This window comes from Mesorhizobium sp. WSM4810 (assembly GCF_055811235.1).
Map to the genome: position 1 here is coordinate 131307 of NZ_JBVVQV010000014.1, position 21395 is coordinate 152701.

Sequence of the window (21395 nt, forward strand, 5' to 3'; positions counted from 1 at the left end):
TCATCGCCAGAAACACAAGCAACAGGGCGGCTCTCAAGGAGGCGCCCTGCCTTCGCGGGAACAAATGATGCTACGTCCATCGCCGACGCGTTCAGCCGCCTCTAACGGTATCGAACCGACCATCGCTCAGCGGCGACGACGGTCATGAAGAACCCGATCGACAACAGCGATGAGAGCACGATGGCGGCGTAGAGCCGGTCGGACTGGTAGTTGAAGGTCGCCTGGATGATCAGCGCGCCGAGACCTTTGTCGGAGCCGATCCACTCGCCGACGATCGCGCCGATCACCGCGGTCGCCGAGGCGATCCGCAGCGAAGCGAAAAGCATTGGCAGCGCGCGCGGCAGGCGCAGGCGCCAGAATACTTCCCAGCGCGTCGCCGACAGCACGCGGAACAGCTCGTGCTCGCTGGGGCTCGCCGATTCCAGACCCCGGATCATGTTGATGAGCGTTGGGAAGAAACAGATCACCGCCGCGATCACGATCTTGGGCAGCATGCCGAGGCCGAAGATGAGGATGACGACCGGGGCCAGCGCCAGCACCGGGATCGTATTGAAGAACAGCACGACCGGAAAATAGGCCGCCTGCAGCGTACGGCTGTGAACGAAGACGACCGCCAGCAGCACTGCGGCGAGGTTGCCGAGCACGAAGCCGGAGAGCGCCTCGATGGCCGTCGGCCAGAGGTTCGACAGGAGAAGCGATCCGTTCCCGGCAAACACGCCCGCTATCGCGGTCGGCGTCGGAACGATGTAAGCGGGCACGCCGGCGAGCGGCAGCAGGAATTGCCATGCGAGAATAAGCGAGCCGGCGCCGAGGATCGGCAGCGCAGCCTGTGCGAATGGCGAAAGCGCGCCCTGGTTCACGACGCCGCTCCGAGGGCGGAGCGCATCCTGGCCATTGCCGCGACGATCGCCGGATCCTCGCGCGAGCATCTGTTGTCCGGCCCCTTCAGCGGACGAAGGTCGTGGTCGGCGACGATCCGTCCGGGATGGGCGGCAAGCACGATCACGCGCTGCCCGAGATAGACGGCTTCGGCAATGGAATGCGTGACGAACAGCACGGTCGTTCCGGTCCGCCGCCAAAGGTTCAGCAGTTCGTCGTTGAGGCGATCGCGGGTGATCTCGTCAAGCGCGCCAAACGGCTCGTCCATCAGAAGCAGACGTGGCTCGCCAAGCAGCGCCCGGGCGATAGCCAGCCTTTGGCGTTGTCCGCCGGAAAGCTGATGCGGCAGGCGCTCACCAAGCGCCGACAGCCCGACGAGTTCGAGCAGCTCGTCGGCGCGGTCGTCTATCATGCGCGACAGGCTGCGGCGGCCCACCTGGATCGGCAGCCGCACATTCTCGCGCGCCGTGCGCCACGGCAAAAGGGTCGAGTCCTGGAAGACAAAACCCACGCCCCGGCCGGAGCGCACCGCCGACGGCGTTTCGCCCATCACGCGTATCGTGCCCGCGAGCGGCGCCAGAAGATCGGCGACAACCCGCAGAAACGTCGACTTTCCGCACCCCGAAGGCCCGAGGATCGACAGGAATGTCCCGGCCTCGACTGTCAGTTCGAGACCGGAGATCACCGTCACGGGCGAGCGCCGGCCGGGATAGCCGACGTCGAGCCCGGAAGTTTCGATGGCCGGCGCGGCCATCAAGAGGCGGGCGCGCCGAGCTTCGGCCGATCAGCCGCACTGAGTTCGAGCACCTTCGTCGTATAGACGTCCTCGGCCTTCGGCCTGCCGTTTGGATACTGGCCAATCTGGTCAAGCAGCGCGATCTGGCTCTCGATCGAGGCAGGATCGAAGGTGCCCCATCCATCCTTTTTCGTGTTGTCGTCGAACGACAGTTTCAGCACCAGGGAAATCGTCTTCTTTTCCCAGCCTGCGTCGATCTCGGGATAGGCCGCGACGAGCTTGTCGACCGCCTGCTCGGGATTGGCGTGGACCCAGCCCCACCCCTTGGCCACCGCCCCGATGAATTTCGCCAGGGTCGCGGAATCGGATTCGATGGCGCTGTCGGTCGCGAAGTAGACGTTGGCATAGGACGCCAGGCCGAGCTCCGACAACAGCAGATCGATGCGATCGTCACCGACGACGCTGAGCGCCTGCGTGTTGGTGATCCAGCCGCCGATCGCATCGACGTCGCCACGAACCAACGGCGCCTTGTCGAACCCGACATTGACGATGGTGACCTCGGAAGGGTCGATCTTGTTCTTCGCGAGCATCGCGTCGATGGCGAAGCGCGCGGTCGGCTGCGTGCCGATCCGCATCCCCTTCAGATCCGCCACCGACCGGATCGGCTTCTCCGGTTTCGACGTCAGCGCATAGGGTCCGGTGCGATAGCCGCAGGCGATTATCCTCACCGGAACGCCGCTCGCCCGCGCGGCATAGAGTTGAGGCGATTCCGAGAATTGGCCGAGCTGGGCGGCACCGGACACCACCGGCGGCACGGTGGCGGCGTTCGGCCCGCCGGGGCTGAACTCCACTTCAAGCCCGGCTTCGCTGAAGTAGCCATTGGCGACGGCTGCGACGTCGCCGATCTGGCCGTTCGACATCAGCCAGTCATACTGGACCACGAGCTTGGCGGCTGCCGAGGCGCTGGCGCCAAACAGCTGAAGTCCCGGCCCGAAAGCCGCCAGGCCGGCGGCGCCGGCCTTCAGGATCAATCTGCGATTCCACTGCGATGCGTTCCCACTCATCTTCTTGCTCCTTTGTTGGACTGTTTGCATGCGGCGCGGCCCTTCTTGCGAGGCCGTCGCGATCCAATCACACTTGCGTGTCGTGATAGTCGCCCGGTCCGGCGCCGGTCCAGGCATAGAGTTCCCACAGCGTCCCGTCGGGATCGTGGAAGTAGGCGCAGCGCGCGTTCCAGACATAGTCGCCGGGCGGCCCGACGAACGGCACGCCCTTGTCCGACAGTTCGGCGTAGAGCCGGTCGACCTCGCCGGCGCTTTCGAGTTCCATGGCGACGCATGCCTTGTGCGCCTGCTTCGGTGAGCGGACATTCGAGACGCCGCAGTGGCGATTGATGTGGTCCAATTGCCATGCAGCGAGCGTCACGCGCTCGGAATGAAAATCGACAAAGCCCTCGGCGCGGCGTCTGATCCGGTAGCCAAGCTTCTGCGTGTAGAAGTCGATGGTGCGGTCGATATCCTCTACAAGCAGGCAGATATCGGTGATTGCCTTGATCTGCCCGAGCGACATGGTCATTTGCCTCGATTGATGGCGGTGAGCTCGACGCCTACGCGCGATGCGGCGCCTTCGATGTGCCGGCGCATCGCCTCGCCGGCAGCCTGCGGATCATGCGCGGCGAGCGCGTCGTAGATCCGCACGTGCTCGGCAACGTTGACCTCGACCAGGTCGTGGAGCGGGTTGGTGAGGCGGGCATAGTGGATCGACTGGCGGATCTGCTCGCAGACGAAGGAAATGAAGGTGTAGATGTAACTATTGCCGGTCGCCCGGGCGATCGCCCGATGGAAAAGCAGATCGGCCTCGATGCTGCCATCCTCCCAGCGCTCCTCGCCGCCCATGCGGTCCAGCGCAGCCTTGATTGCGTCAAGATCATCGGATTTACAGCGCGCCGCGGCCAGCGTGGCGGACTCGGTCTCCAGGATGCTGCGCAGCTCGAAGAGCTGCTCCATGTTGCGCTGGTCTTTCAGCGCCTCACGGTCGATCCGGATGGCGGTCCGCTGTTCCGGCGCCATGACGAATGCGCCTACGCCCTGACGCGCCTCGATCATGCCATCGGCGCGAAGCTGCGCGATCGCTTCCCTGACAACATTTCGGCTGACGCCGAACTTGTCGGCGAGCTGGCTTTCGGTGGGGAGCCGGGCTCCCGGGATGATGTCGCCGCCCTCGATCTCGCGGCTCAGATGCGAAGCGACGCGATGCGGAAGCGCCTCCACGCTGCCGATGATGGACGAACGCTGCTTCATGCGGCTTTCCCCTACAAATCGCCCGGATCAGGAATGAGACATGTCGGATTGAACAGGCCTGCCGGATCGAAGGCTGCCTTGATCGCGAAATGAAGCTGCCGCTCGCGCTGCGACAGGCCGGCCCAGAACACGTGACTGCGGCTGCGACCGACGCCATGCTCGGCGCTGAACGAGCCGCCGAGCGCTCCGACCAGCTCGTAGAGCCGGGTCAAAACCGCCTGCCCCACGGTCCTCGCTTCGCCGGGGTCGCAATCGATGGGAGGCAGCACGTTGAAATGGATGTTGCCGTCGCCCGCATGGCCATAGGTCAGGGATGTCCAGCCAGGCCAGTCTCGCAAGACACACGCGCGTGCTTGCTCGATCAGCGTCGGCACCTGGCTGAGACGAACCGACAGGTCGGTGCGGACATGATAGCCGCGCCGCGCCTGCCCCTCGACCAGGCCCTCACGGATGGCCCAGAATGTGGCAGCCTGCGAGCGGCTTTGCGCGACGACGCCGTCCCTGATCAGGTCGGCCTCGAGGGCGCGCGCCAGCATAATTTCAAGAAGGCCGCCGGCATCTATCCCTGGCCCACAGGCGAGTTCGACGATCGCATGAACCGGACATTCTTGCGTCAGCGGCGAGCGCAGGTTCGGATCGATGAGGTGGACCAGCGGCAGGCACTCCTCGCCGATGACCTCAAACGCGCTGAGAAGGTCAGAGCAGAGATGCCTTGCCGTCCGGAACAGCTCGCACGCCTGGCGGAAGCTGCCCAGTCCGACATAGGCGGTCTCGACCTGCGTCGGCCGGGGCGAGAGCCTTACCTCGACGCCGGTGACGACTCCCAGCGTCCCTTCCGAGCCGATCATCAATTGCTTCAGGCTGTAGCCGCGATTGTCCTTGCGCAGCCCGTTCATGCCGCTCCACAGTGTCCCGTCCGGCAGGACCGTCTCAAGCCCGAGCACCAGATCACGCGTCATGCCGTAGCGCAGCACATTGATGCCGCCGGCATTGGTCGCGACATTGCCGCCGATCGTGCACGATCCCTGTGCGCCAAGCGCGAGCGGGAAGGTCATCTCGGATGCTTCAGCGGCGTCCTTGACGTCCTGCAGCACGGCCCCGGCATCCGCTTGCAGCGTGAAGTCGAGCGGGTCGACGCGGCGTATCCGATTGAGACGCTCAAGCGACAGCACTGCGTAGTCCGAATTGTCTGGAATGGCGCCACCGGCAAGTCCGGTATTGCCACCCTGCACGACGATGGCGATACCGCTCTGCGAGCACCATCTCACAAACGCCTGGACGTCTTCCACCGATCCTGGACGCACGATGAAGCGGGAACTTCCGCGCCTGTCGCGGCTCCAATCGATGAGGTAGCGCTCCGCCTGGGGCGACCGGCCGTCTATCAGCGCATCACCCGCCAACTGCGCAGGCAGCTCAGCAATTGCGCCGGAAGCTTCGCGTTGAGAGGGGCGATCCGTGACCATCGGGTCAGATCATACGGTCATCCTACAACTTCGCAAGTCCTATTCTTCTCGATGCTCCAGGGTCCACCTGCCCCCCTCCAACAACGGATGCCGGTCTCCTTCGAATAACGATTGTGTCGAATACATTTCGCTGATTAGCTATCTTGCATAAGTCCGGGACAAGATTGGCAAATGTTGTCCGGGGAGGACCGCGATGCCGGTGCTTGAGGTTCGCCACGTTTCGAAGAATTTCGGGGCCATCCAGGCCCTGAGCGACGTCAGCTTCCAGGTGGAGCGAGGCGAAGTCGTGGGTCTGATGGGGGACAACGGCGCCGGCAAGTCCACCGTGGTCAAGACCGTGGCTGGCAATTTCCCGCCGAGCGACGGCGAAATTGTCGTGGACGGCGAGCTTTGCCATTTCCATAAACCTGTCCAGGCCCGCGCCAAGGGGATCGAAGTCGTTTATCAAGACTTGGCGCTCGCCGACAATCTGACGGCGGCGCAGAACGTCTTCCTCGGCCGCGAGATCAAGAAAGGCTTTTGGCCGATCAGAGTGCTTGACAAGCAGGCGATGATCGACCGCTCGGCAGCGCTGTTCAGGGAACTCAAATCGGAAACCAGGCCGCGCGATCTGGTCAAGAAGATGTCCGGTGGGCAGCGCCAGGCGGTAGCCATTGCGCGAACCCGGCTTTCAAACGCCAAGCTGGTGTTGATGGACGAGCCGACCGCCGCCATCTCGGTGCGCCAGGTGGCGGAAGTGCTCGAATTGATCCGGCGCCTGAAAGCGCAGGGCGTCGGCGTCATGCTGATCAGCCACCGCATGCCTGACGTTTTTGCCGTCGCAGATCGCATCATCGTGCTCAGGCGAGGTTCCAAGGTTGCCGACAAGGACACCGGCAACACATCACCCGAGGAAATCACAGGACTGATAACGGGGGCCATCCGTGGCGAATAGTGTTCAGGAGCCGGTTATGGTTCAGGAGTCAGCCGGGAACGCCGGCCAGCCGGCCATGTCGGACTTCGTCCCGACCAAGGAACAGACAGCTTTCCAACGCGTGATTTCAAGTCAGCCCTTCTGGGTGACGATCGCGCTGATCGCGCTGGTCATCTTGATGACAGCGATGGAGCCGAGCTTCGGCACCTCCGAAAACGTCGCCAATGTGACGCGCAATCTTGCGCCTTTCGGCATCATGGCGCTCGGCATGACGGTCGTCATCATCACCGGTGGCATCGATCTGTCGGTCGGCTCGATCATGGGCCTCGTGGTCATCGTCGCCGGCCTGTTCCTCACCTGGCATTATCCCTGGTACATCGCTTTCGCCATGGGCCTTATTTCCGGCCTGGCCTGCGGCGCGGTCAACGGATTTTTTGTCGCCTATGTCGGAATGCCGTCCTTTGTCGTCACCCTCGGCATGCTGTCCGTCGCGCGCTCGCTGGCGGTGGTGTTCTCGGCCAACCAGATGCTTTACCAGTTCGGGCCCGATGCTCCGATCGTGAAGGCGATCGGCCAGGCGAAATGGCCGCGGCATGGACCCGAGGACTGGGCGCCGCACTGGATACCGGAACTGTCGTCGCAATTCTGGACCATGGTGGTCCTGGCGCTGATTGTCGGCTTCGTGTTCAATTTCACTGCCTGGGCCCGGCATCTGTTCGCCATCGGCGGCAATGAGGAGGCGGCGCGGCTCACCGGCGTTCCGGTCGACTGGATCAAATTCCAGGCCTACCTTTTCTCGGCCTTCACCGCCTCGATCGCCTCGCTCCTGCTGCTCGGCTACAACGGCTCGGCCATCAATGCGATGGGCCAAGGCTATGAGCTGCGCGTCATTGCGGCGACAGTGATTGGCGGCGCCAGCCTGATGGGCGGCGCCGGCACGGCCTTCGGTGCGGTCATCGGCTCGGCGTTCCTCGAAGTGATCAGGAATGCGCTGCTGATGGCCGGCATCGATTCAAACTGGCAGGGTGCCTTCGTCGGCGCCTTCATCGTTCTTGCGGTTCTTTTGGGCATGCAAACCGGCGGCAAATCGATCCTCGCTGCGTCGCTGGCAGTCCTGATGCCCAAAAAAAGCCGCTAGAAACCCGCCGGCGGGAGGCCTGCGGGACATCACACCAAGGAGGAGAACTTCACATGAAGAAACATCTGCTGACGGCGGCTGTCGCGCTTGGCGCCATGGTGCTTGCCGTTTCCGGTGCCGAGGCGAAATACACCTTCGCCCTGGTGCCGAAGAACATGAACAATCCTTTCTTCGACCAGGCACGCGACGGCTGCAAGAAGGCCGAAGCCGAATCGAATGGTGCCCTGGAGTGCATGTATATCGGCCCCGGCGAGCATGGCGGCGGCGACGAGCAGGTACAGATCGTGCAGGATCTCGTGGCCAAGAGGGTGGACGGCATCGCCGTATCGCCATCGAACGCTGCGGCGATGGCGGTTGCGCTGCAGGCCGCCAAGGACGCGGGCATTCCGGTCCTCACCTGGGACTCCGATCTGCTGCCCGAGAACAAGGACCTGCGCGTCGCCTATATCGGCACGCACAATTATGAGATCGGCGCGAACCTCGCCAAGCTCGCCATGCAGATCAAGCCCAAGGGCGGCACGATCTGTATCCAGTCGGGCGGCGCGGCGGCGGCCAACCACAATGAGCGCATGCAGGGCATTCGCGACACGCTTTCGGGGACCAAATCGGCAGCCTCACCCGGCGACCGCCTGACCGGACAGAACGGCTGGACCGAAATCGAGGGCTGCCCACTCTACACCGACGACGACTTCCCGCGCTCGGTGCAGCAGTTCGAGGACATCATGGCGAAAAACCCGAACCTCGACGCGTTCATCCCAACCGGCGGCTTCCCGCAGTTCATCCCCGATGCCAATCGCGCCGCGGTCGCGCCGTACAAGGACAAGATCGCCTCGAAGGCCCTGGCCCTGGTCGTCGCCGATACGCTTCCCGTACAGATCGACCAGATGAAGGAAGGGTTCTCGCTCGGCCAGGTCGGCCAGCGGCCGTTCGAAATGGGCTACAAGACGATGATGGCGCTGAAGGACATGAAGGACGGCAAGGCTTCGCCGGCCGACCCGACCTATACCGGCCTTGACATTTGCACGCCGGAGACAGCGGATACCTGCATCGCCAAATAGTGCTCCAAATAGCGTTAATTGGGCGGGAGCAAACTCCCGCCCTTTTCATAGCCCGCCCTTTTCTTGGGGGATTATCAATGTCGGAATTGTTCTCGCTCAACGGCCGTGTCGCGTTGGTCACCGGTGCTTCGCGTGGCCTCGGCTTCGCCATGGCCAAGGCACTTGCGGAAAACGGCGCGACGGTGATCGTCAATGCCCGCGATCCGGCGGCGCTGTCCGCGGCGGCCGAAAGGATCGGGGCCGAAGCCCTGCCGTTCGATGTCACCGACGCGGCGATCTCGAGGGCGTCGCTGGAAGGGATCGTCGAACGCCACGGCCGCCTCGATATTCTGGTCAACAACGCCGGCATCCAGCATCGAAGTCCGTTGGTCGAATGGCAGGACGAGGATTTCGACCATGTGATTGCCGTCAATCTTTCGGCTTGCTTCCGCATGATGCGCGACGCGGTGCGCCTGATGCTGCCAAACAAGTTCGGGCGCATAATAAACACCGGATCGGTTGCGGCGATCCTTGGCCGTCCCACCATTCACGCCTATGTGGCGGCAAAGGCGGGCCTGCACGGGCTGACACGCTCTACCGCCGCTGAACTGGGCCGTCACGGCATCACCGTCAACGCGATCGCCCCCGGCTATTTCGCTACTGAGCTCAACACCGCACTTATGAGCGACGAGGCCTTCACCAAATGGGTCGAGGCACGAACCCCGGCGGGCCGCTGGGCCCAGCCTGAGGAACTCGGCGGAGCCGTGGTGTTTCTCGCCTCAGACGCTGCCGCCTACGTCAACGGCCATGTGCTGGCCGTCGACGGTGGGCTGTCGGTTTCCCTCTGACCGGCGACGTGCCTTTCAGGAATAAATTTCAGCCGGGCAGCGCTGCGAAATCTGCGAAGACCGGCTGAGTTAGCCAATTCCAAAGACCAGGCTCACGCGCCCATCCGTGAGCTGCTGAACCTTCCGCAGTTCAAGCCCGCGACGATTTTGCGTTGCTCCAAACAGCGCCTTCCCTTCGCCGACGAGCAGTGGATAGAGGATAAGCCGCAGTTCATCCACCAGCCCGGCATCGATGAGGCTCGCGGTCATTCGCGCACCGCCCATGAGATAGATATCCTTGCCGGGCTGCTGCTTGAGGCCAGCGATGTCTTCGAGGCTCCGCACGAAGCGCGTCTTTGGCCAGGCCGCCGAAGTCATCGTGTTCGACAGCACATAATGCGGGGTATGTTCGGCAAAGCGGGCCCATTCGAGCTCCTCCGGCGTCGGCAATTTGCCGGTCATCGGCAACGGCTTGTCCGGCTCATTCTGGATCGCGCTCCAGTAGCGCTCGTAGCCGGCGTACATGATGCTCCCGAGCAGGCAGGCATCGATTTGCGGCATCAGCCCATACTCCTCCGACCACGCGTCGACCCATTCCGCGTAACCCTCGGGTCCCTCCATCTTGCCGTCGACGGAAACCTTCATTCCGGCGATCAATTTGCGCATGACGTCCTCCATCAGGCTTGCCCAATGCAAGCACGTTTCATCGTTTCATCGTTACTGGTGTGCGAGCCTCCACGGACGGATGCCGGTGGAGGCTGGGCGGTGACTTCAGCCGGCGCGATCGTGTCAGGCCGGCAGGCGGCGGTCGTATTCTTCCCGCAGGCGGCTCCAGCCCTCCCAAAACGAGGTCGGCGTCTTGCCCGCGAGGCGGGCAGCCAGCATGTCGAGGTGCATGTGCCAGCCGGCGGTGACGTTGAGCTGGATGGCGCGTTCCGGCAGCCGGCGATGGATGACGGTGAGCAGCACTTCATTGCCCTTCGGCTCCAGCAAGAAGGAAACCCCGCCGGTGTCTCCCCAGGTGATGGCAAGTTTGTAAGGCGGATCGAGCTCGGTGATCCGTCCCTCCATCCGGTGCTCTTCGGGAAAGCCGGCGGGGCGCTGGCCGGGCGGATCGGTCAGCTCGTCGTTACGCCAGACCAACTCGAACGAGGTGCCGGCCTTCATTTCCATCTGGCCCGCAGCCATCCACTGCCGGCGCAGGTCACTCTCGGTGAGATAAGCCCAGACCCGCTCGATGGGACCGGGCAAAAGCCGCTGGATAGTGAACGTGGCGGGCTCGGTCAGTTCGCCATAGGCTTCGATGGCTTTCATCTGGTTCATTGGTCGTCTCCTTCTTTTGAGGCGGGCGATTTCCTGGAATCATCCCGGGCCCAGGAATCACCCGGGGCTTTGCGTGCGTCCTCCTCGCGAAGCAGACGCTCGAGGACGTCGAGACGGTTGGTCCAGAACCGCTCGTAGAAGCCGAGCCATTGGTGGGCGCTGGCCAGCGGTCCGGGTTCGAGGCGGCAAATATGTGTGCGGCCCCTCACTTCGCGACGAATAAGCCCTGCATTCTCCAGCGTCTTAATGTGCTTGGAGGCGGCCGCCAACGACATGGCGAAGGGTTCCGCCAACTGGCTCACCGTTCGCTCGCCGCCGGCGAGGTCGCGAAGCATATGCCGGCGGGTGGTGTCACCAAGCGCGTGAAAAACCGCGTCGATCTGGGGTGTCTCTAATTCAACCATGTAGTTGAATATAGAGGCACGCTTTCGAATTGTCAACCGATTGGTTGAATGATCTTGGAAGGGAGTTCCACAGGCGGTCTGCGGCGATCGAAGACATTCGGCCAGTGCAAGGGCCGGCGGAAGCGGGACCTTCACTTGCCTTCGAAGAAAGTATGAATCGAGACTTCCAGCTTTTCGATGAGTTGAGGGTTATGGCAGCTTCCAGCCCAGATCAGGGCGTTCAGTCTCATATCCTTGTTGAGAAAGTTCATTTTCCGGGAATCAAGCAGGTATCCCGCGACCTCGTAGTGCCGTCCCTTGATTGCCTCGATAAGCGCGTTGTTTCTTCCGGTCTTGTCAGTAAGATTCACGTCGGCGCCATTCTCGACAAGCAACTTAACGACATCCAGATGCCCGTTCTTTGCCGCTTCAATAAGGGCCGTTCTGCCGTAGTAGTCGGCTCTTGCATTAATCTCTATTTCGGGATGTTTCACGAGGGCTAAAATAGAGGCGTAGTGGCCCTTGGCCGAAGCAAGGCTCAAAGGCGTGCTCTTCCATTTGTTTCTGGAATTCACATCGATTGCTGGGTGTTCGATCAACGCCTCGACCGCCGCGGTGCGGGCATTGAGGGCTGCGAGATGAAGGGCTGACCAGCCGCCGCCGTCCGCCTCGTTGATATTGGCGCCGGCCGCCAATTCCGCTCGAACGGCCCCCGCATCGCCGCTTTCTGCCGCGATCAGCAGATTCGACCAACCTCTCGCCCCTTCGACTTCCAAGCTCTCGGTCAATGCAGTCGCCTCCCCGAATGCTCCCTGCAGGATACCATTGTTCCGGTTCGGCCGACATCCACCGAATGACCGGCTTCCATCGAAAAGCCTTTCTCATTCGACGGTGTCCGCAAATACAATCCGAGAGGGGAAGAAGGAGAAGATAGCGAACCTGAGCTTGAGCGAGAGGCATGATGCCTTTGAGTGCCTGACCTAAGAGCGCGACGGCATCCGACTGACTTCACTTGCAAGCAGAGTGGCGAGGACGCCGAAGTCGGACTGGCTGGTTGGTAATCGGCATGGAAGTTCGACCGGCTCGAACGTGAAGCCAGGCCACTGATCAAAGCGGAACTGGCCGATATCCTCCGACAGCGGAGGCCGATAAAGACGAACAGGAAGCGCGCACTCAATCGAGAAACAACATGCAGTCCTTCAGTGCATTCGTCGTCAACAATGTCCGCTGGCTCGCGGGCGCCTTTTTGCTGACCCTCGTCTCGTCCTTCGGGCAGACCTTCTTCATCGCCTTGTCGAACGGCGGTATCCGCGAGACGTTCGGGTTGAGTCATGGCGAGTTCGGCGGCCTTTACATGCTGGCAACGCTGCTTAGCGCGGCGACCCTGCCGTTCTTGGGTCGGTCGCTGGACCGGTATTCGACAGTGACCATGGCGATCGCGACGATGCTCATGCTTGCCTGCGCCAGCATTGCGATGGGGTTCGCCGGGTCGCTGCCAACGCTGCTCCTTGCGCTCTATTTGCTGCGCCTTTTTGGCCAGGGGATGATGACCCAGACGGCTCTGACGGCGACTGGTCGCTGGTTCGCCGCGAACCGGGGCCGCGCCGTCTCGGTCGTCACGCTTGGCTTTCATGTCGGCGGCGCTCTGCTGCCTTTCCTGTTCGTCCTCGTGGCCGGCCTCGTCGGCTGGAGGGGAAGCTGGTTCGTCTGCGCAGCCTTCATCCTGGTCGTGGCCTTGCCTCTGGTTTGTGCGCTGGTCTGGAAGGAACGCAATCCGCAGAGCGAGGCCCAGCCGAGGGCGCAACGCGCAGTGAAGCACTGGACGCGGGCGGAAGTCCTGCGCGATCCGACCTTCTACGCCATCTGCCTGGGCGTCCTGGCTCCCGCCTTCGTCGGCACCACCATCTTCTTTCACCAGGTCTATCTAACCGAGCTCCGGGGCTGGCCGCTGCAACTCTTCGCCAGCGGCTTCGCCGTCCTGTCCGCCACGACGATGGGTTTTGCGCTTCTGGCCGGGTGGCTGATCGACCGCTTCTCGGCGGTCCAGCTGCTGCCTCTATTCCTTCTGCCGCTGGCGCTGGCATGCTTCGCGGCTGCCTATCTGACGGCGCCTTTCGCCATCTTCGTCTTCATGGCGCTGCTTGGCATCAGCTACGGCTTCTCCTCGACCCTGGAGGGCGCCATGTGGCCGGAGATCTACGGCACCGCGCATCTCGGTGCGATCCGCTCGGTTGTGGTGGCCGTGATGGTTCTGGCCTCGGCGATGGGTCCCGGCATCACCGGATACCTGATCGACGCCGGCGTCGACTACTCGCTGCAACTGGCGTTGATGGGCGTCTACAGCCTGGCCGCCGCCTTGCTGATGTGGCGGGTGTCGCGGAGGCTGACGCGGGGCCTGTCTCGCGGCTTGAATCTTTCCAGCTCCTGATCGGTCCTGAAATCGTCGAAACCAACATTTATGTCGCTACCTGCGGAATGAAGTGCTGGTCCGCGTCAGGCTGCTAATCGGATAAGGTGAGAAGCAAGATGCGAATTGGACGTCGGCGATTTCTTGTCCTGTCGCTCGGAGCGGCTGCCTTCGGCAAGGCACACGCCTCCGGGCCACTCTGGGCAGCCCTGCGATCCGGAGAAGCCATGGCGCTGCTGCGCCATGCCGCGGCCCCAGGCTCCGGCGATCCGCCTGGCTTAAGGCTCGGTGATTGCAGCACCCAGCGGAATCTGTCGGAAGAAGGTCGTGCGCAGGCCCGCGCGATCGGCGACCTGTTCCGTGCGAACGGCATCTCGTTGGCAGCCGTCTATTCGAGCCAGTGGTGTCGTTGCCTCGACACCGCTCGCCTGCTCGGGATCGGCGACGTCGTGCCTCTTGAGCTGCTCAATTCGTTCTTTGGCGACAGTTCGGCCGCAGAAGTGCGCACCGCTGCCCTTTTGGCCTGGCTCCGCGGGCAGCGTTTCGGCGGGCCTGTGGTCCTTGTCACGCATCAGGTCAACATCACCGGTTTGACCGGCGAGGTGCCGGATAGCGGCGAAATGATCATCGTCCGTATTCATGAAGCTGAGCCCGTGCAGGTCATCGGGCAGGTTGCCACGCCGGCTTGAGCATCATGGCCATCGACCCCATCTCGTGCAGCACCGCTTCTGTCGCGGAACAACGACGTGCGAGGAGAAATTAAAGGGAGTGATGGCATGGCTATCGATTTCAACCATACAATACTGCCGGCCCACGACAGCGAGGCGTCGGCAAAATTCCTGGCGGAAATGCTTGGCCTTCCAGCCGCGAGGCGCTGGGGTCCTTTCCAGATGGTCACCACCGAAAACGGTGCCAACCTCGACTATATGGATACCTCAGGCGAAATCAGGCCGCAGCATTACGCCTTCCTGGTCAGCGAAGCCGAGTTCGACGAGATCTTCGCCAGGATTCGTGAACGGAACCTCTCGTACTGGGCTGACCCCAGCCGGACGCAGTTGGGCGAGATCAACCACCACGACGGCGGCCGCGGCGTTTATTTCGAGGACCCGAACGGTCATCTTCTCGAGATCATTACCCGTCAGTACGGCAGCGGCGGATGGAACCCGTGATCGCTCGGTGGTGTAGTCAGGCGGCGAACGTTCTGCGAGCATTGTCACGGTGTTCTGCCGCAGCCAGCTGATCAGTCTGCTGAAATCGCGTCCAAAACTCGTCGCGGTCGTGACCCGCTCGGTCGAAGCGGTCAACGTGTGCCAGGCAGGTGCTGTGGAAGGCTTCCAGTGCGCGCTCGACATCGACACCGGCGTGCACCGATGATGCCGGATAAAGGGCGGCGAATAACGTCAGCAGGAAGCGAGGCGACATTTCACGCTCCGAGCCAGCTCAAAACGGTCGACACCTTTCAAACGCTTTGCCGCCGCGATCGATCCCTCCTGGCTAAACGCCCCAAACCGACAAGGCTGGCCTCACCGCTCCTCTGGGGGCTTCAAGAGCCGGAACTGCAGCAGCAGCAGCAGGTCATAAATGATCTTCAATGCACCGCAGATGAGGAGGGGCCAAGCTCGGAAAGAGGCAGCAAGCAGAGCGCCCGCCAGCGCCGGACTGGCTGCCGCGGCCAGACTGCGCGGGACAGATGTGAAGCTCGCGGCCGCCGCCCGCTCCGCTTCCGTGACAACGGCCATGACGTAAGATGAGCGCGTCGGGACGTCCATCTGCGAAAGCGCAGCGCGGACCAGCAGCAGGGCCAGTGTCAGAGGTAGCGTCGGCGCAAGCGCCGCCAGCATCAGGGCGATGCTGGACGGAATGTGTGTGAACACCATCGTGTTGATGAGTCCGATGTGCCGGGACAGCCAAGCTGCAACGGGGAATGAGAACGCCGAAAGCACGCCGGACCAGAAGAAGAAAAATCCCGCTTCCGAAAGCGACAGGTCGAATTTTTCGAACAGCCATAGGGCAAGCAGCGACTGGACGACAAAGCCGCCGGCGAAAGCATCAAGGCTAAAAAGAGCCGCAAGCTTGAGAACGATATTGCGCGAGGGGCCGAGCGCGGACGCGGTACCTGTGTCCGACGTGGGACGGCGCTGCGGGATCCGCGCGTAGAAGAGGCCGCCTAGCAGGCCGAGCAACGCGTAGAGCACGAACATGGCCTTGATGCCGGTGAGTTGGTCGGGGCCGGATGGAGCAACAAGATCAGGGGTCGCCGAAGCGAGTGCGCCAACGGCGCCTGCAAGCGCGCCCACCAAGCTGTAACGCGCGAACATCTTGGTCCGGGCTGCATCAGTGACTTCGCGTGTGAGCACGGCATGCTCTAATGGCACGAACACGCTGACGCTGCCGGCCGACGGGTTGATGGTGCCTGCGAACGCGATCACCAAAAGCAGCGCGTAGTCATGAACCAGGGCAAAGGCCACACCCGTGGCGACCATCAGACTGGTGGCGGCAAGCAGGAGACGGCGGTGATCGTGTCGGGCACCAAGGACTCCGACGGCGATGGTCAAGAGCGCTGAACCGAGTAGCGATGCGGTCGCGATGATGCCGACCTGCAGAGGCGTGAAACCCAATGCGAGCAGGTAGACTGGCAACAGAACGGCCACGAACCCATCGCCCATATCGCGCAGGGCTCGGGCCGCAAAAAGAAAGGTCGTCGGGTGGATCCGCTGCACTGGCCTAGCCTACTCTCATGACCTGCGTCGGCGTCACCGCGCTCGGCAGCGACGCTCGGCAAGGCGGAAAGATCATGACGGAGTCGCGTTAGATATTCCAGCGAGGCGAGTATCGGTTTTGTTGGACTGGAACAGAGAGAACCTGTTCCGGGTAGATGGACGGGCGTTTGAGGTACGGATGGATGGATGAAGGAACTTGTTGGGGCCCGTGAGCTCGCGCGGTCACTTCATCGAACGGCCGATGCCGAGCGCGTCCGTTTCGCGTGGGCACCTTCTCGCTCGCTCCACGCCTGCGAAATCCGCGGCGAAAATGGTATCGGACCGATTGGTGCTCCAATATGGACATGTAGAGTTGTTGTCTTCGAGCGTTCCGTGAGAAATGGCATCCAGGCAATGACAGACTGCCAGAGGGGGGTATAAATGCGTCGCATCGCTCGGATTTCGCTTGCCATCATCCTTTCGCTAGCCGTCGCAATCCTGACTGCCTGGGCCGGACTTGCCATGTGGTATCGTCTGCCTGTGGCTGAGCTTGGACGGGCTCTGGCCGGCGTCCTGTTCATCTTGTTCGGCCTCGCCACTATCATCGCCCTCTTCAGCCGGTTTCGCATCAGGGCGCTTGTCCTGTTTGCAGCTGCGTTAGCTGTGGTTCTGGTTTGGTGGAGCACCATCAGGCCTTTCGATCACGCGGACTGGGCGCCCGACGTCGCCCGTCAGGTAACCGGCACCCGCGACGGAAACCTGTTGACGCTGACTGATGTGCGCGACTTCGAGTGGCGTAGCGCTACTGATTTCACCGAACGCTGGACAACGCGGACCTACGACCTCTCCAACGTTCAGACGGTGGATCTCTTCATGTCTTATTGGTCCGGGACCAAAATCGCCCATGTCATCATAAGCTTCGGCTTTGCAGGAGGTGACTATCTTGCCTGGTCGATTGAGGTGCGGCGCCATGGAGGCGGCAAGTTTTCACCCATGGCAGACCTGTTCAAGAGCAATCCCCTGGTCATTATTGCGGCTGATGAGCGAGACGTCGTCGGCGTCAGGTCAAACGTTCGTGGAGAGGATGTCCAAATCTATCGGCTAAAAGTGTCACCGGAAGCGGCCCGGGCGCTCTTGCTGGAATACGTCTTGGACGCAAATGCACTTTCCACGACTCCAGAATTCTATAATTCCATCACGACGAACTGCACGACCACGATCGTCAAGATGATGCGAGCCGTCGGTGACGTGGTGCCTCTTGACTGGCGCCTCATCGTTAACGGCTATCTTCCCGAATATGCGTATGCACGGGGTGCGCTCGATGTCAGCTTGCCGATGTCGGTTTTGAGGGAGGCAGCCCACATTGACGGCCGTGCGCGGGAGTCGGGCCTTTCGCCAGACTTTTCGAGATCGATCCGGATTGGCGTGCCATCCCCCGGTCCAATTTATTGATCTCTGGAATCGTGTTTGGAAACGCTGGGCGGTTCGAACCGGATCTCATCCCGGCTTCACGGCGCACTTCTACTTTCTCCTCCTGTCGACTCGCATTGGCGGACGCCGCGCCTAGATAAGCACTGCGCCGGGGCGGAGCGATGCAGAAGGACCTGAGCATGCCTGAACAAATTACCCTGACTAAAGTTGAGCAGATCACATTGAATGATGGCTCAGCCATTCCCCAGATCGGCCTTGGCGTTTGGCAGGTCGATCCAGCCATTACGGCCCAAGTCGTGAGTTGGGGAATCAAGGCCGGCTACAGACTGATCGACACCGCCGAAGGCTACCAGAACGAGGAGGGCGTCGGGCAGGCGATCCGCACGGCTGGCGTGCCGAGAAGCGAACTGTTCATCACCTCGAAGCTGCGAAACGGCGCGCATCAGCGTGACGCCGCCCTGCGGGCTTTCGACGAGACGATGAACAAGCTGGGCATCGAGCAGATCGACCTGTTCCTGATCCACTGGCCAGTGCCCAGCCAGGGCAAATATGTCGAGGCGTGGAAGACGCTGATCGAACTCAGGCAATCCGGCCGGACCAAGTCGATTGGCGTTTCGAATTTCAACCACGACCATCTGGAGCGGATCATCGGCGAAACTGGTGTCACACCCTCAGTCAACCAGATCGAACTCCATCCCCGGTTTCAACAGCGCCAGACCAGAGAATTTCACAGCACGCACAACATCCGCATCGAAAGCTGGAGCCCGCTGGGCAGCGGCCGGCTGTTGAGCGACCCGACCCTCGAAAAGATCGCCGGAAAACACCGCAAGTCCGTGGCGCAGGTGATCATCCGCTGGCATCTTCAGGAAGGGCTGATCGTCATTCCAAAGTCGATCCACCAGGACCGGATTGCCGCCAATTTCGACGTCTTCGATTTCGAGCTGGATTCAAAGGACCTCGAGCTCATTCGAGGTATGGATTCATCAAACGGCCGTACGGGCGCGAACCCGGCCACGGCTGCGTTCCTGTTCTAACCAGCGACGGGACTCGGCCAGATCAGCGAAGGCGGATGGCGTGAGGGTAGCGGCCGCTTGGCGACGGTCGACTGCCCGATGCCGAGCCTGCACGCCGCGATTTGTTGCCGGCCAATGTCAGACAGCCGGTTTACTGACGGAAAAAAGCTGCAGGCTGCCTGGCAGCCCGCTCGCTTCCAGTTCGCCATGCTCTTCGAAAGTCAGGCCGGAGCCGACTACCAGATCGCGCACCGTCCGCGACGCGATGATCTCGCCCGGCCGCGCGTGATCGAGCAGCCGCGATGACAGCTCGATTGCAACGCCAGTGAAGTCATCGCCGCGCACTTGGCATTCGCCGGTATGGACTGCCGAGCGGACATCGAGACCGGAATGCCTCAGGCGATGACGGATTGCGATCGCGCACTGGATCGACCGCGTCGGCCGTTGGAACACGGCGAAAAATCCGCTTGCGGAGCGCCTGATCTGTCTGCCTTCGGCAGCGAGCAGTTCGCCGCGGATCTCTTCGGCGTATCGCTCGATCAGATCTGCGCCGACACCAGAAGGGGGGCCGGCTATCTCCAGGGACAGCACCGACACCAGAACCCCTTCGCCCGGCGCTGCCGGCAAGGCGCCGGTGACGAAGGTCTGGATCTCGTCGACAAGTCGATCGGAATTCTCGCCCCAGATTACGTGATCACGGCCGGCAAGCTCGATGTATCTGGCGCCTTCGATATGCGTTGCCAGATAGCGCCCCTCTTCCAGCTTTGCCCAGCGGTCGCCTGCCGTCTGCACGATCAGTGTCGGGACGTGAATGGCTGGGAGAAGGGCGCGAACATCGATTTCGGTGGCCCAGCGCCACAGCGCGATCGCGTCGGCAGGCGAGGCCGAATTCCTGAGATACGCGGCGAACCATTCTCTCTCGAAACTATCATTCATCAGGCTGGGCGCGGCGTTGCTCATATCCGCCGGCTCCCCCCATTGTCTCTCGACGGCGGCCAGATCTTCTTCCACCTGCTCGCTTGTCCTTGCCCAAGGGTAATCCTTCGACCATCGACCTCTGGCATAGGTTCCGTTGAGGACGAGAGCCGCTGTCCGCTCGGGATAGGTCGCCGCGAACAGCATGCACATGGGGCCGCCTTCGGAACCGCCGAACAGAACCGTGTGCTTTGAGCCGACCGCATTCAGCACCGCCCGCATGTCTTCCATTCGCTCTTCCAGCGTTGGCAAACCGACATTTCGATCGGACAGCCCCGTGCCGCGCTTATCCATGCGGATCAGGCGCGAGAAGGCGCCGAGGCGATGGAGCACATGCGAAAGCCGCGGCGACGACCAGGCAAGATCAAGGTTGGAGACCCATCCAGGCACGTAGATCAGGTCGACCGGGCCGTCGCCGGTCACCTGATAGGCGATGTTGATCCCGGCCGATTTGACGTAATGGGTCGCGGGGCGCATCGGCTCGGCCCGGAACGCCGGCCGCTCGCCGGTTCGGGCTGGCGACGGTGGCGGTGTCTGGGAAGACGACACCGAGGCAGCTGCCCGGGAGGCGGCTTGCGGTGTCATGCGGCGCGTCCGCAGGTCTTCATAGAGATGTCGGGTTTCCGGCTCGGGCTGCAGGTTCAGTTCCCGCTGCAGCGCACCGCGGCAATTTTCATATTGCTTCAGCGCGAGAGTGAGCCGGCCCTGAGCCGCATAGGCTCGCATCAGGGCGCGGTGGATATCCTCCCTCAGCGGCTCGATGGCGAGCAGGCGTGTTGCCGCGCGCACGCATGAGGCAGGTTCGTTCGTGGTGCAGTAATGCGCGACGAGCTTGTCCAGTGCCGCGACGGCCATCGCCCTCAGGCGCTCGCGCTCGACCCGCAGCCAATCCTCGAACGGCTCCTCCTTCAGGCCGAAGCCGTCGAGCAGGTCGCCGCGATAGACGACAAGCGCCTGTTCGAGTTGCTCCGGTTCGGAACCGGCGGCCAGCGCCTCGAACCGCACGACATCGAAATCAAGATCGTCGAGATTGAGGGTAATGCTGTCGCCGTCGGTGAGGAACGCTCGGCCATCGGATCCGTCCAACCCTTTCCTGATAGCCGATAGGGCCTGCCGGAGGTTCATCCGCGCCTGGGCCTCACCGTTGCCGCCCCACAAAAGCGCTGCGAGCTTCTCGCGTGACTGCGAGTGTCCGGATTGCAGGGCGAGATAAGCCAACATAGCGCGCGCCTTGCGGCTGAAAACCGGGACCGCCGCTGCGCCTCCGGCGAAGTCGAAACCGCCTAGCAGACAGAGATGAGGGTGCGACATCGGGTCCGCCCACGGCCACAACTTTGGTTGCGATCCTTTCCTGTAGTTGCCCCTAATTCAACCTTCATTTTCATCGGCCTGGCGTTTTCACGAATCCTTCACGCTGGCCCCAACGCGCCTCTCACGTCCGTGGTGGAGAGTGTCCGGACGAGCAGCCCTTATTTCACACTATGCTACGCCCGAGTTCGTCCGAATGGCCCATCTGGCATGATGATCCCGGTCAAAATGAGCAGCCGCGCGGCGGCCCGTTACGCCACGATATTGCACTTACGCATTATCTCGAGAAGCAGCGGGCCTGCCGGGTATCAACGGTCCGCTCGTTCGATTTCCGGACCACCGCGATCCGCGCATGCGCGCTGATCGCGCGACTTGGGCGTGATTTATTCCGGCGACTGCATCCATTCAAACCGCGCATCGCTATGAAAAATGCACTTAAGTTGACCGACGATATTGGCTTGAGGCTGGCGCAGATCGAAGCAGAGATAAGCAACTCGTTCTGGCGCCGGTGAGCACGACAGCGGGTTTCGGCCCGATCCCAATGGCCTTTTTACGGTGAAAAC

Annotated in this window: 23 protein-coding genes; 10 read left to right on the forward strand and 13 right to left on the reverse strand. The window is 62.2% G+C overall.

Annotated elements, in window-relative coordinates; all coding sequences use genetic code 11:
• Positions 1 to 101: 101 nt before the first annotated feature.
• The 6 genes from AC0L3O_RS20685 to AC0L3O_RS20710 all read right to left on the reverse strand — a co-directional run bounded on the left by AC0L3O_RS20685 (position 102) and on the right by AC0L3O_RS20710 (position 5378).
• Entirely contained in the window at positions 102 to 860 is a 759-nt protein-coding gene (locus AC0L3O_RS20685; protein ID WP_287180427.1) for an ABC transporter permease, read from the reverse strand.
• Entirely contained in the window at positions 857 to 1633 is a 777-nt protein-coding gene (locus tag AC0L3O_RS20690) for an ABC transporter ATP-binding protein (RefSeq protein WP_031254866.1), read from the reverse strand. Before AC0L3O_RS20690 ends, AC0L3O_RS20685 begins: the two co-directional genes overlap by 4 nt.
• On the reverse strand, positions 1633 to 2679 hold the full coding sequence (locus AC0L3O_RS20695; protein ID WP_128246961.1) for an ABC transporter substrate-binding protein: 1047 nt from the start codon (positions 2677 to 2679) through the stop codon (positions 1633 to 1635). Before AC0L3O_RS20695 ends, AC0L3O_RS20690 begins: the two co-directional genes overlap by 1 nt.
• Positions 2680 to 2746: 67 nt before the next feature.
• Positions 2747 to 3184 (reverse strand): VOC family protein, encoded by a 438-nt coding sequence (locus AC0L3O_RS20700; RefSeq protein ID WP_473524735.1) that lies wholly within the window; start codon positions 3182 to 3184, stop codon positions 2747 to 2749.
• Positions 3185 to 3186: 2 nt separating this feature from the next.
• Complete coding sequence (locus AC0L3O_RS20705; protein WP_473536910.1) at positions 3187 to 3915, reverse strand: FadR/GntR family transcriptional regulator; 729 nt, start codon at positions 3913 to 3915, stop codon at positions 3187 to 3189.
• Between the two features lie 11 nt (positions 3916 to 3926).
• The gene (locus AC0L3O_RS20710; protein ID WP_473616473.1) at positions 3927 to 5378 is read right to left on the reverse strand and encodes an FAD-binding oxidoreductase; all 1452 of its coding nucleotides are present in this window, start codon (positions 5376 to 5378) and stop codon (positions 3927 to 3929) included.
• Positions 5379 to 5571: 193 nt separating this feature from the next.
• Here AC0L3O_RS20710 and AC0L3O_RS20715 point away from each other — a divergent pair, with 193 nt between their 5' ends.
• The 4 genes from AC0L3O_RS20715 (at position 5572) to AC0L3O_RS20730 (ending at position 9314) form a co-directional block, all read left to right on the forward strand.
• Positions 5572 to 6312 (forward strand): ATP-binding cassette domain-containing protein, encoded by a 741-nt coding sequence (locus AC0L3O_RS20715; RefSeq protein WP_287284399.1) that lies wholly within the window; start codon positions 5572 to 5574, stop codon positions 6310 to 6312.
• A 16-nt stretch (positions 6313 to 6328) separates the two neighbouring features.
• Positions 6329 to 7429: an ABC transporter permease gene (locus AC0L3O_RS20720; protein ID WP_473616474.1), complete on the forward strand. Its 1101-nt coding sequence runs from the start codon at positions 6329 to 6331 to the stop codon at positions 7427 to 7429.
• Positions 7430 to 7482: 53 nt separating this feature from the next.
• Positions 7483 to 8487, forward strand: coding sequence for a sugar-binding protein (locus AC0L3O_RS20725; RefSeq protein WP_287284401.1), 1005 nt, complete (start codon positions 7483 to 7485; stop codon positions 8485 to 8487).
• A 77-nt stretch (positions 8488 to 8564) separates the two neighbouring features.
• A complete protein-coding gene (locus AC0L3O_RS20730) occupies positions 8565 to 9314 on the forward strand; it encodes a glucose 1-dehydrogenase (protein ID WP_292483966.1) in 750 nt (249 codons plus the stop codon).
• A gap of 69 nt (positions 9315 to 9383) precedes the next feature.
• On the opposite strand, the gene AC0L3O_RS20735 is transcribed toward AC0L3O_RS20730, so the two are convergent.
• From AC0L3O_RS20735 to AC0L3O_RS20750, 4 genes are all read right to left on the reverse strand, one after another.
• Positions 9384 to 9959: a dihydrofolate reductase family protein gene (locus AC0L3O_RS20735; RefSeq protein ID WP_287188064.1), complete on the reverse strand. Its 576-nt coding sequence runs from the start codon at positions 9957 to 9959 to the stop codon at positions 9384 to 9386.
• A gap of 123 nt (positions 9960 to 10082) precedes the next feature.
• Entirely contained in the window at positions 10083 to 10616 is a 534-nt protein-coding gene (locus AC0L3O_RS20740; protein ID WP_473481300.1) for an SRPBCC family protein, read from the reverse strand.
• The gene (locus tag AC0L3O_RS20745) at positions 10613 to 11020 is read right to left on the reverse strand and encodes an ArsR/SmtB family transcription factor (RefSeq protein ID WP_473481418.1); all 408 of its coding nucleotides are present in this window, start codon (positions 11018 to 11020) and stop codon (positions 10613 to 10615) included. The genes AC0L3O_RS20740 and AC0L3O_RS20745 overlap by 4 nt, the downstream gene beginning before the upstream one ends.
• Positions 11021 to 11151: 131 nt before the next feature.
• Positions 11152 to 11787: an ankyrin repeat domain-containing protein gene (locus tag AC0L3O_RS20750; RefSeq protein WP_128170327.1), complete on the reverse strand. Its 636-nt coding sequence runs from the start codon at positions 11785 to 11787 to the stop codon at positions 11152 to 11154.
• Between the two features lie 401 nt (positions 11788 to 12188).
• Here AC0L3O_RS20750 and AC0L3O_RS20755 point away from each other — a divergent pair, with 401 nt between their 5' ends.
• From AC0L3O_RS20755 to AC0L3O_RS20765, 3 genes are all read left to right on the forward strand, one after another.
• Positions 12189 to 13427: an MFS transporter gene (locus tag AC0L3O_RS20755; protein ID WP_287077300.1), complete on the forward strand. Its 1239-nt coding sequence runs from the start codon at positions 12189 to 12191 to the stop codon at positions 13425 to 13427.
• 206 nt (positions 13428 to 13633) lie between these two features.
• The gene (locus AC0L3O_RS20760) at positions 13634 to 14095 is read left to right on the forward strand and encodes a histidine phosphatase family protein (RefSeq protein WP_473616475.1); all 462 of its coding nucleotides are present in this window, start codon (positions 13634 to 13636) and stop codon (positions 14093 to 14095) included.
• Between the two features lie 87 nt (positions 14096 to 14182).
• Positions 14183 to 14575 (forward strand): VOC family protein, encoded by a 393-nt coding sequence (locus AC0L3O_RS20765; RefSeq protein ID WP_473481305.1) that lies wholly within the window; start codon positions 14183 to 14185, stop codon positions 14573 to 14575.
• Between the two features lie 16 nt (positions 14576 to 14591).
• On the opposite strand, the gene AC0L3O_RS20770 is transcribed toward AC0L3O_RS20765, so the two are convergent.
• Both AC0L3O_RS20770 and AC0L3O_RS20775 read right to left on the reverse strand, forming a co-directional pair.
• Entirely contained in the window at positions 14592 to 14828 is a 237-nt protein-coding gene (locus AC0L3O_RS20770; RefSeq protein WP_473481307.1) for a hypothetical protein, read from the reverse strand.
• A 101-nt stretch (positions 14829 to 14929) separates the two neighbouring features.
• The gene (locus tag AC0L3O_RS20775) at positions 14930 to 16072 is read right to left on the reverse strand and encodes an MFS transporter (RefSeq protein WP_473616491.1); all 1143 of its coding nucleotides are present in this window, start codon (positions 16070 to 16072) and stop codon (positions 14930 to 14932) included.
• 474 nt (positions 16073 to 16546) lie between these two features.
• Here AC0L3O_RS20775 and AC0L3O_RS20780 point away from each other — a divergent pair, with 474 nt between their 5' ends.
• Positions 16547 to 17557: an Lnb N-terminal periplasmic domain-containing protein gene (locus AC0L3O_RS20780; protein ID WP_128246952.1), complete on the forward strand. Its 1011-nt coding sequence runs from the start codon at positions 16547 to 16549 to the stop codon at positions 17555 to 17557.
• A 158-nt stretch (positions 17558 to 17715) separates the two neighbouring features.
• Positions 17716 to 18570: an aldo/keto reductase gene (locus AC0L3O_RS20785; protein ID WP_128247039.1), complete on the forward strand. Its 855-nt coding sequence runs from the start codon at positions 17716 to 17718 to the stop codon at positions 18568 to 18570.
• A gap of 117 nt (positions 18571 to 18687) precedes the next feature.
• On the opposite strand, the gene AC0L3O_RS20790 is transcribed toward AC0L3O_RS20785, so the two are convergent.
• The gene (locus tag AC0L3O_RS20790; RefSeq protein WP_473616477.1) at positions 18688 to 20835 is read right to left on the reverse strand and encodes an alpha/beta fold hydrolase; all 2148 of its coding nucleotides are present in this window, start codon (positions 20833 to 20835) and stop codon (positions 18688 to 18690) included.
• A 170-nt stretch (positions 20836 to 21005) separates the two neighbouring features.
• Here AC0L3O_RS20790 and AC0L3O_RS20795 point away from each other — a divergent pair, with 170 nt between their 5' ends.
• Positions 21006 to 21344, forward strand: a complete 339-nt coding sequence (locus tag AC0L3O_RS20795) for a hypothetical protein (RefSeq protein ID WP_128246950.1) — start codon at positions 21006 to 21008, stop codon at positions 21342 to 21344.
• Positions 21345 to 21395: the final 51 nt, after the last annotated feature.